Origin of the sequence: Lactobacillus nasalidis (assembly GCF_016587775.1) — a bacterium.
Taxonomy (GTDB): Bacteria; Bacillota; Bacilli; order Lactobacillales; family Lactobacillaceae; genus Lactobacillus; species Lactobacillus nasalidis.
Map to the genome: position 1 here is coordinate 1 of NZ_BOCG01000675.1, position 4,928 is coordinate 4,928.

The window sequence follows — 4,928 nt, forward strand, 5'->3', positions numbered from 1 at the left end:
TGCAACTTACCTTCAAATCCAGTGCTGGCAAAAAGAAGACCCTCAACCTGCCTTACGCGGTCAAGGGCCTGAGCGCTGAAGCGGTCCGCGAGGCCGCCGGCGTCATTGCCGGCGAGGACGTTTTTGTCAAGGACGGGGAGGTCCTGTATGATGAACCGCTGGCTGCAAACTATATTGAACGTACTGTTACGGGTGTGTTTGACGATAGTAATCATTAGGCAGATCTGGCCCTTGTGACCGGCCGCCAGCAGCGGCAAAAATGACACCCGGGAGGCGGCTTGGCCGCCTCTTTTCTTTTTTAACCAGACTGCTTGAAAAAAACTAATTTTTTCCTATAAAAGCGTATTTGCTTAAGAAAATTATTACTTTTACTTTACAGAATACGCGTTCGATTGTAACCAGAGCGCTGAGCACATACAATAGAGGTTATCATTGGAAATATTAGGAGGAAATCGATGAAGAGAAGATTAATGACTGGACTTGCTACCGCAGCGATGCTGACTTCCATCGCCGTTCCAGTGACCAACAACATGTTTCTCTCTAAACAAACGGTTCAGGCTTCAGCGACAAGCGATGCCTTTTTGAACAAGGTAGGGCTGCAGGCCCAGAAGACGTCCAAGAAGTATGGCGTCTACGCTTCCTTGATGCTGGCTCAGGCCGCCTTGGAATCCGGCTGGGGGCAGTCAACGCTGTCCACGCAGGCCTACAACTTCTTTGGCATGAAGGCCGGCACGGGCTGGACCGGAGCAACTTATTCAGTGCGGACTGCTGAACAGACTTCCAGCGGGGCCACCTACTACATCACGGCTGCCTTCAGAAAATACAGCAGCTACCAGGCTTCTTTTGACGACTACGGCCTGAAGATGCGGACTACCCTGGGGTCCAGCGGCCTGCGCTACAGCGGCACCTGGCTGGAGAACGCCTCCAGCGCTTCAGCTGCCGCCAAGGCCATCAAGGCTGCCGGCTACGCCACGGACACGAATTACGCGACCAAGCTGATCAACTACATCACGACTTACAGCCTGACCAAGTATGACCCGGTTTACTCCAGCAGCAGCTATACTGCCAAGGTAGCCAAGTCAGGGTCAACCTACCTCTACCCGACCGACCACGCGGTTTCGCCAAAGAAGTCATCCGTTACTGCCGGGCAGACCGTGACGGTCACCAAGACCTTCACTTACTACAATGGCAAAAAGCGGATGTACCTCAAGGGGCTGGGCTGGATCAACGGTGAAGATCTGACCACCAGCAGCTCCCAGGCGCCAAGCGCCAGCACGGCTGTTTCCGGGCAGGCCAAGACCTTGATGCACGGCGCGGCGATCTACACCAGCACCGGGGCCAAGAGCACGGCCAAGAGCCTGGCAGCCGGGCAGACCGTGACGACCTACGGGACGGTCACCATCAACGGGGCCAAGTACTACCGGGTCAACTCATCCAGCGCTGACCAGTTCGTCAAGGCAAGCAACTTTGACGGCGTCAGCCGCACTTTGAAGCACAATGCCTACATCTACGACAGCAAGGGCAAGCGTGTGGGCAAGACCAAGTGGCTCAAGGGCAGCAAGCATACCGTCTACGGCGGCAGCGTGAAGCTCAAGAACAAGAAGTACTACATCGTTGGCCTTAACCAGTACGTCAAGGCGGGCAACTTTTAAAGCAGACAGGGAAGGAACTGAATGAAATTTAGAAGACTTTTTGCCGCAGCAGCAGCAACGACGGCTTTCGGCCTGACTTTTGTCTTTGGCCAGGGGCAGTCAGCCCAGGCTTCAATCAACAGTGAGGCCAAAACGAAGGCTTACAGCGGGACCAAGTCGCTGGAAACCCTGCTCAAGGCGGCAGGTTTGACTTACAACCAATTCAACAGCGTGGCCAACGGCAAGAAATACGGCAGCCGGTTTGGCTACCGCAATGGCGTGGGCAAGCCGGAAGGGGTGGTCGTGCACGAAACGGCTACTCCGGGTGCTTCCGCCTGGGATGAAGGCCGCTACTTCAACAACAACTGGATGACTTCTTACACCTACGTGCACGCCGTCGTTGACAACACGCAGACCATTCAGCTGATGTCGACTGACTACGGGGTCTGGGGGGCCGGCCCGGTAGCCAACAAGCGCTACATCCAGATTGAGCTCTGTGAAGTTTCGACCCGGGCTCAGTTCATCAAGAGCGTGGCCAACGATGCCTACTACATCGCCACGCTCCTGCACAGCTATAACCTGACGCCGTCACGGGCCAGCTCCAGCGGCACGGGCACGATCTGGTCCCACAACGAGGTTTCCAAGTACCTGGGCGGGACCGACCACGGGGACCCGGACAGCTACTTTGCCAAGTGGGGCTACTCAATGAGCAGCTTTTACAGCCTGATCGTCTACTTCTACAACAAGCAGGGGACCAGCTCAAACACGAGTTCAAACTCAAGCAGCTCAAGTTCAAGCTCAAGTTCAAGTTCAAGCAGCTCAAGTTCAAGTTCAAGCAGCTCAAGTTCAAGCTCCAAGTCAAGCAGCTCGAGCAGCCAGCCGGCAACCCAGTCGGTCACGACCAAGACGGTCCGCCTGATGCGGAATTCCTACAGCTACGATGCCTCCGGCAAGAAACTGGCGGTCAGCCCGCTGAAGGCAGGGAGCTATCTCAAAGTCTACGGGTCAGCCGTGACGATCGGCAAGGCCAAGTACTACAAGTACGCTGACGGCAAGTACGTCAAGGCCGGCAACATCGACGGCACCAGCCGGACTTTGACGGGCAATGCCTGGACCTACACCATTTCAGGCAGCCGGGAAACTTCGACGGCCAAGCTCCTCAAGGGGACCGCGGTCACGACCTACGGCAGCCAGGTAAAGATCAAGGGAAAGGCCTACTACATGACCGGCTTTACCAGCAGCAATGTGGCCAAGTACGTCAAGGCAAGCAACTTCAAGGCCAAGACGGAGACGGCCAAGACCGTGCGCTTGATGCGGAACGCCTACATCTACAACGCTTCCGGCCAAAAGCAGGCTGATGCCAAGCTGACTGCCGGCAGCTACGTCAAGGTCTACGGGTCAGCCGTGACGATCGGCCAGACCAAGTACTACAAGTACGCTGACGGCAAGTACATCAAGGCTGACGCCATTGACGGCACCAGCCGGGTATTGAAGCACAACGCCTACATCTATACGGCAACGGGCGCGCGGAACTGGAACGAGGCCAAGCGCCTGAAGGGCAGCACGGTTGCCACTTACGGCAGCCGGGTCAAGATCAGCGGCAAGTACTATTACATAGTCGGCTTCTCCGGCCAGACCGCCCTGTACATCAAGGCAGGCAACTTTTAACTGAAAAAAGAGCGGATCCGGGTTTGGCCCGGATCCGTTTTTCCTTGCTGGGCAAAAGTATAGTATAATTTTTAAAAAATCTTTCGAAAGCAATTTCGGAAAACGCAACTAACGAGGAGAAATTTTTGCATGGAAGGACTATCACTGTTTTTAACGGTCTTCTTGGCCCTGGTGATTCCGATCGTCATGGCCCGCCTGCGGGTGACCACCGTGCCGACCGCCGTGGCGGAAATCATCGTCGGAATCCTGATGGGCAAGAGCTGCCTGAACCTGATCACGCAGACGTCCCAGCTGACCTTTTTGTCCAATCTGGGGGTCATCGTTTTGATGTTTTTGTCGGGGATGGAAATCGACTTTGACTTGCTGAGCCCCAAGAAGCACACCCGGGCCCGGAAATCCGAGTGCGGCAAGACGGTCAAGCCGCTGGTCGTGGCTGCCTGGTCCTTTGGCGGGGTGGCCGCGGCCTCGGTTTTGCTGGCGGTGGGGATGCGGGCCTTGGGCCTGTTCTCCGACGTGGCCCTGGCTTCGATCATCTTCATGACCGTGGCCCTGGGCGTGGTCATCGCCACTTTGAAGGAAAAGGAGATCCTGAACCGGCCGATTGGGCAGACGATCCTGCTGACGGCGGTCATGGGGGAAGTCATTCCCCTGCTGCTTTTGACCATTTATTCGTCCCTTAACGGCGGCGATGCCGGCAAGCTCTGGCTGATCGTCTTCTTGTTCGCGGCCGCGATCGTGCTGCTGCGCCGCTTCAAGCGCCCTTACCTCTGGTTTGCCAAGGTGACCAAGGCGACGACCCAGCTGGACATCCGCCTGGCCTTTTTCCTGATTTTTGCCCTGGTGACGGTGGCTGAACAGGTCGGGGCCGAAAACATCCTGGGCGCCTTTTTGGCGGGGATGGTCATGAAGCTGCTGGAGCCGACCCAGGCGACCAAGGACAAGCTGACCTCGATCGGCTACGGCTTCTTTATCCCGATCTTCTTCATCCGGACCGGGGTCAACCTCAATTTGAAGCTGCTCTTTGCCAACCCGCAGGCCCTGGCCCTGCTGCCAGTCCTGGTGGTCTGCTTCTTCCTGGCCAAATTGCCGGTCACGCTGAACTACATGCGGGTCTTCAACAAGCGCAACGCTTTTGCCGGGGGCTTTCTGACGGCAACGACGATCACGATCGTGCTGCCGACCCTGCAGGTGGCCCGGAAGCTGAAGGCCATCACGGCGACCCAGTCCAGTGCCTTCATTCTGGCCGCGGTGATCGTCTGCATCGCCTGCCCGATCGTCTTCAACGCGACCTTCCAGCTGACGCCGGCAGACAAGATCAAGGAAAGAGTCACGCTTTTTGGCCTCAGCGCCATCACCATGACGGTCTACCAGGACCTGCACGACTCCTGGTATTCAGTCCAGGTGCTGACCTGCCAGAAAGAGCAGTACGATACCTACAAGAGCAAGATCAAGCAGCTGAAGCTGCTGCCGGACAAGGAGCTGGCCACTTTGGAAGCAGCGGAGGCCTTTGACGCCGACATCTTCGTTGCCACCTACCGCGACGACGCGACGAACGTGGCCGTCGGCCGGGCAGCCAAGGAAGCCGGGGTCAAGCGGGTCATCGTCAGCCAGAGCCAGGTCAACGCCGAG

At 56.9% G+C, this 4,928-nt stretch carries 4 protein-coding genes; all 4 read left to right on the forward strand.

What is annotated here, in order from left to right; genetic code table 11:
* Positions 1-218 (forward strand): DUF2922 domain-containing protein (locus lacNas_RS12905; protein ID WP_201346929.1); only part of this gene is annotated, 218 nt, incomplete at its 5' end.
* 237 nt (positions 219-455) lie between these two features.
* Positions 456-1,652 carry an SLAP domain-containing protein gene (locus lacNas_RS12910; protein WP_201331822.1) on the forward strand — a complete coding sequence of 399 codons (1,197 nt, stop codon included), beginning with the start codon at positions 456-458 and terminating at the stop codon, positions 1,650-1,652.
* A gap of 21 nt (positions 1,653-1,673) precedes the next feature.
* Positions 1,674-3,299: an SLAP domain-containing protein gene (locus lacNas_RS12915; RefSeq protein WP_201331823.1), complete on the forward strand. Its 1,626-nt coding sequence runs from the start codon at positions 1,674-1,676 to the stop codon at positions 3,297-3,299.
* Positions 3,300-3,428: 129 nt separating this feature from the next.
* On the forward strand, positions 3,429-4,928 hold a 1,500-nt coding region (locus tag lacNas_RS12920; RefSeq protein ID WP_201346930.1), incomplete at its 3' end, for a cation:proton antiporter.

What these genes read in the sequence shown, in the direction of transcription:
- lacNas_RS12915 (WP_201331823.1), top strand. Translation starts at nt 1,674, where the DNA reads ATGAAATTTAGAAGACTTTTTGCCGCAGCAGCAGCAACGACGGCTTTC.
- lacNas_RS12910 (WP_201331822.1), top strand. Translation starts at nt 456, where the DNA reads ATGAAGAGAAGATTAATGACTGGACTTGCTACCGCAGCGATGCTGACT.